The following is a 4,655-nucleotide window of genomic DNA, read 5'->3' as shown; positions in this document are numbered from 1 at the left end:
GTGCGCGTGACGTGCTCTTGCGTCTGCGGGCGGCCCTGCACCTGGTCGCCGGGCGGACCCAGGATCGGCTCAATTTTCAATACCAAGAGGGCGTGCCTGCGGTCCTGGGGCTCCTCCCAGAGGAGGCCGGCGGCCCGGGGGAGAGCGCGCGCCTCGACGACGCGGTCTTGGTCGCCGCGATCGAGGCGTGCATGCAGGACTACTACCGCGCCGCCTCGGACGTGCGCCGCTACGGATCCCGGGTGTTCGCGCGCTGCCAGCCGCCGCGCTCGGGCGCCGAGGAGCAGCGGCGCATCGACGAGCGCTTCCATACCGACGGCGATCGTCTGTTCACCTACGGGCGCAACCCCTTCGCCTCGAGCCCGGTGCTCGGCCTCGAAGCCCTGGTGATCGCCCGGGATCGCAACCTCCGGCCCTCGGGCCCGCTGCTGGACGGCCTGCTCGACTGCACGGCGGCCATCCCCGAGGGCGACACCCGCCTGGCCGAGGACCCCGCGGCCCAGGCACGCTTTTTAGACCTGCTCGTCGATACCCGCGATGTCGGCGCACCGACCCCCCTCGAGCGGGTCCACGACGTCGGCTACCTCGAGCGCCTCGTGCCGGAGTTCGCGGCCTCCCGCGGGCGCATGCAGCACGAGGGCTTCCACGTCTACACCGTCGATCAGCACAGCCTCTACGCCGTCGAGTTCCTCAAGGCCGTGGCCCGCGGGGAGCACCGCCGCGACTACCCCATGGCCACGGTGGTCCACCTCAACGTCGAGAGCCCGGAGGTCCTCTACCTCTCGACGCTGCTCCACGACGCGGGCAAGCCCTTTGGAGATCAGTGCGCCGAGGGGGCTCGGATCGCCCGGCTGGCGGCTGCGCGCGCGGGGCTGGGCGAGACCGACCGTGAGCGCTGCGCGCTCTTGGTCCAGGAGCATCAGACCATGCCGATGCTCAGCCAAAAACGGGACCTGAGTGATCCCTTGCTGGTCCGCGAGTTCGCCGAGCTGGTCGGCGATCGTCGAACCCTCGACGAGCTCTACCTGGTCAGCCTCGCCGACATGGCCAACGTGTCCCCGGACTACTTGACCAGCTGGAAGCTCAGCTTGCTCGACGAGCTCTACCTGCGCGCCGCGGCGCGGATCAGCGAGCTCGAGAGCGGGGCCCGCAAGGCCGGCCGGACGACCCGCCGCCGACCCCAGGAGAGCGAGCCCGAGGGCCTGCCCGAGCGCTACTACAGCCTCTACGACCAGGAGATGCGACGCGAGCACCGTCGCCTGCTCGACGCCCTGGCCGAGCGCGGCGAGGCGGATGCAATCAGCGGCGCTCCGCCGAGTACGGTGCTGGTCGAGGTCGCCGTGAGCACTGGGGCGTTGCGGGTCACCGTGGTCACGCCGGACCGCCCGGGCCTGCTGGCCCTGCTGACCGGAAGCTTCGCCGAGCTCGGCCTGACCGTGGTCGCGGCGGATGTGTTCTCGGTGCCCGCGGGCACGGGCATTGCTCTCGACGTGTTCCGGGTGGTCGAGGGCGAGTCCCGGCCGGGGCGGACCAGCGGTCCGGTCAAGCTGGCCGAGGAGCTCGAGCACGCCTTCGCCCAGGCCCTGAGTGACGCGCCCTCGGCCGAGGCGCTCGGCGAGCCCCTGCCGCCCATGCCTCGGACGCGGACGCGTCGGGGCCGACGGCGACGCGTGCCGACCCGGGTGCGCTTTTCCGAGGATCCGGGCGGGCAGCGGACCATCGTCGACGTCGAGACCGTGGGCAGCCCCGACGTCGCGGCACGGATCACGCGGGCCTTCGCCGCTCGGGGCACGGACATCGAGATCGCCCGCTTGAACACGGAGATGCGCCGGGCAGAGGCGGTCTTCTACGTTCAGAAGCTCGGCGAGCGCGCGCGCGGGGAGCTGGCCAAGGCCATCCGGGCGAACCTTCGCACGCGCCGGCGCTGACCTGCGATTGAGCCGCGCTCGGATCTGCGATCGTCTCTTTGCACCCGGCGCGGGGCTCCCGGGCAGGAGGGGCGCCGTGTGCTCGACAGCAAAGGGTAGGGTGGCCTAATTTGCCTCACTCTCAACGGTTACAGGCGAGCCCGGACTGGAGTTCGGCCGGGCCTGTGGTCGCAATTGTCGTTAGCGAGCTTGCTGTCATTCATTCACGTCAGGGGGAGCGGTTTTGTTGGGCACACCCACGGGTGTGTTTGCGGTAGTTGCGCGAATCTGGTGCGGTCCTCGCAGGATCCAAGGTGCCGCGCTAGTCACTGCGCTTTCGTGCTGGAACCGGTGATCACCCCGAGATATCCTGAAGAGGAGTTGGAGTTCTCTCTGGATTCCGAGCGCGCTTTTCACTCGCGCTACGGACTTCGTCTAAATCGAGACTGTCGAATCGCGGGCTAAGCAACATGGGACCGAGAGTGCAAATGAGCCCGACATTCGAGCAGGTAGAGCGCGACTACTTCAGTCGCCGGGGCGTCGAAGCCGTGCCGCGGCGACTCGCACTCGAGCGCCTGGACGGAGAGGCCACGGTGTGGACGGCGGGCAGCGGGCCGCCCCTGCTCATGCTCCCGGGCGGCCCCTTCGTGGCTGGCTCGCTCGCGCCCTTGATGGCGGAGCTGTCGTCCCAGTACACCGTCCACGCCCTCGAGCGCCCGGGGGTGGGCCTGTCGTCGACCCTCTCGCTCCGGCCCGGGGACTTGTTTCAGTACGCCCGCATGCTCGTGGAGGACACCCTCGCGGCCCTCGAACTCGACGAGGTGACCTTGCTCGGGAATTCGCTGGGCGCGACGATGGCCATCGTCCACACCCTCGCGCGCCCGGAGACCGTCGCGAAGCTGATTTTGGTCAGTCCGCCGGCGGGGGTGGACCGGGAGATCCCCGCGCAGCTCAAGGTCCTCAGCCGCCCCTTGCTGGGCAAGCTGCTCCTGACCACCGTGGGCAAGCCGTCCATCGAGGCGACCAAGACCATGTTCGCCGAGGCCATGGTCGAGGACCTCGCCCAGGTCCCCGAGGATCTCATCGAGCTCCAGACCCAGGCGCACCTGCTGCCCGGGGCGTGGATGGCGTGGTGGGTGATGATCCGGGGCATCGTCGACTCCAAGGGCCTGCGCCCGGACGTCGAGCTGTTCGAGGAGCTGCCGAAGCTCAGCGTGCCGACCGTGATGCTGTGGGGGGCGCTCGACAAGGTCACGCCGCCCTCGCGCGGCGAGCCGGTGATGCGCACCATCCCCAACTTCGATCTGCGCGTGATCGAGGGCGCGGGGCACATGATGTGGATCGATCAGGAGCAGGCCACGCTCGAGGCGCTGCGCGAGCTGGTCGCCTGATCCTGTGGTTCAGATCCTGTGGTTCAGATCCTGCGGCTCGGACGGCCGTGGTAGATCGGCGCCATGGCCACGTCCGCTCGCCGCGCTACCCTGGGATTCCTCGCCGCCTTCGCCCTCGCGCTCTCGGCCTGCGGCGAGCCGAAGCCCGCGACGACGACGCCCGGCGAGGGGGAGGGCGAGGACGAGGCGCTCGGCGACGCCCAGCTCACGGGACAGGGTCCTGGCGGAGGGCTCAGCGACCGCCTCAAGCCCAAGCCGGGCGCCGACCCGGCGATCGTCGAGATCGAGGTGCTCATCGCCCAGGGCAAGCCCGAGCGGGCGCTCGAGGCCGCCGACGCGGCGATCGCCGCGGATCCGAAGAAGGCGCGGCTGCGCTACGCCCGGGGCAACGCCCTGAGCCACCTCGGCCGCTCCGACGAGGCCCGCGCGGCCTTCGACGAGGCGATCGCGCTCGACGACACCGACGCGCTGCCCCACGCGGCCATCGGCAACCTCGTGGGCCTGAGCGAGGGGGCGACGGTGGCGGACAAAAAGCGCGCCATCGATCACTTCCAAACGGCCCTCAAGCTCGACCCGGAGCTGGCCAGCGCGCACCTGGCCCTCGGGGTCGTGCTCCTCGATCTGCGCGAGTACCAGCGCGCCGTCGAGGCCATCGAGACGGCCGATCGGCTCAAGGGCAGCGTCGACACGGCCTACACCCTCGCGCAGGTCCACGCGCGCCTGGGCAACGACGAGCAGGCCCTGAACTACGCCGAGAGCGCCCTGGAGTACGAGGCCAACGCCTCTGGGGTCGACATTCGCCTGCTCTACGCGCGCTTGTTGATGAAGGCCGGGCGCGACGCGGACGCGGCCGAGCAGTTCGAGCGCTGCGCCAAGCTGGTCCCGGACGCGCCCCCGCTGCGCCTCGAGGTCGTCCGCGGCCTGCTCGACATGGGCATGGTCGACGCCGCGGCGGTGCACATGGACGCGCTGCTCGAGATGGTGCCCGACGAGGGCCCGGTGCTCGTCAACCACGGGCGGGTGCTGGCGGCTCAGGGGGACATCGAGGGGGCCCTCGGGCGCTTCGCCGCGGCCCGCGAGGCCCAGCCCGAGTCCCAGGCCGCGTGGGTCTACGAGGTCCAGACCCTGGCCGCGGCCAAGCGCTGCAAGGAGGCCGAGAAGGCGGCGACGGAGCTCGCCGTCATGCTCGGCTACGTCGCGCCCAAGAAGGACCCGAACAACCCGCCGCGCGCCGTCCGTCGAGCCCAGGATGCGCTCGCCGCCCACGGCTGCCGCTAGTACCGCGTGTCCGAAGTCCGTGCCGGGTTTGGAGCGGCACTGGAACCCGAATGGCTGTGTCGCCGCTCCTAGCGGTGGG

Annotated in this window: 3 protein-coding genes; all 3 read left to right on the top strand. The window is 70.7% G+C overall.

The genetic code is table 11. The features are described from left to right. A partial coding sequence (locus PPSIR1_RS41140; protein WP_006977271.1) for a [protein-PII] uridylyltransferase family protein occupies positions 1 to 1,928 on the top strand: 1,928 nt, incomplete at its 5' end. A gap of 467 nt (positions 1,929 to 2,395) precedes the next feature. Then, the gene (locus tag PPSIR1_RS41135; protein WP_006977270.1) at positions 2,396 to 3,298 is read left to right on the top strand and encodes an alpha/beta fold hydrolase; all 903 of its coding nucleotides are present in this window, start codon (positions 2,396 to 2,398) and stop codon (positions 3,296 to 3,298) included. A gap of 63 nt (positions 3,299 to 3,361) precedes the next feature. Next, a complete protein-coding gene (locus PPSIR1_RS41130; protein ID WP_006977269.1) occupies positions 3,362 to 4,576 on the top strand; it encodes a tetratricopeptide repeat protein in 1,215 nt (404 codons plus the stop codon). Positions 4,577 to 4,655 lie beyond the last annotated feature (79 nt).

The organism is Plesiocystis pacifica SIR-1 (assembly GCF_000170895.1).
Lineage (GTDB): Bacteria > Myxococcota_A > Polyangia > Nannocystales > Nannocystaceae > Plesiocystis > Plesiocystis pacifica.
Note: the sequence above shows the minus strand (reverse complement) of the source record. Positions and strands in the feature narration are given on the sequence as shown.

Bases quoted from the DNA above. Each gene is read 5' to 3' on its own strand.
- PPSIR1_RS41135 (WP_006977270.1), top strand. From the start codon at position 2,396: ATGAGCCCGACATTCGAGCAGGTAGAGCGCGACTACTTCAGTCGCCGG.
- PPSIR1_RS41130 (WP_006977269.1), top strand. From the start codon at position 3,362: ATGGCCACGTCCGCTCGCCGCGCTACCCTGGGATTCCTCGCCGCCTTC.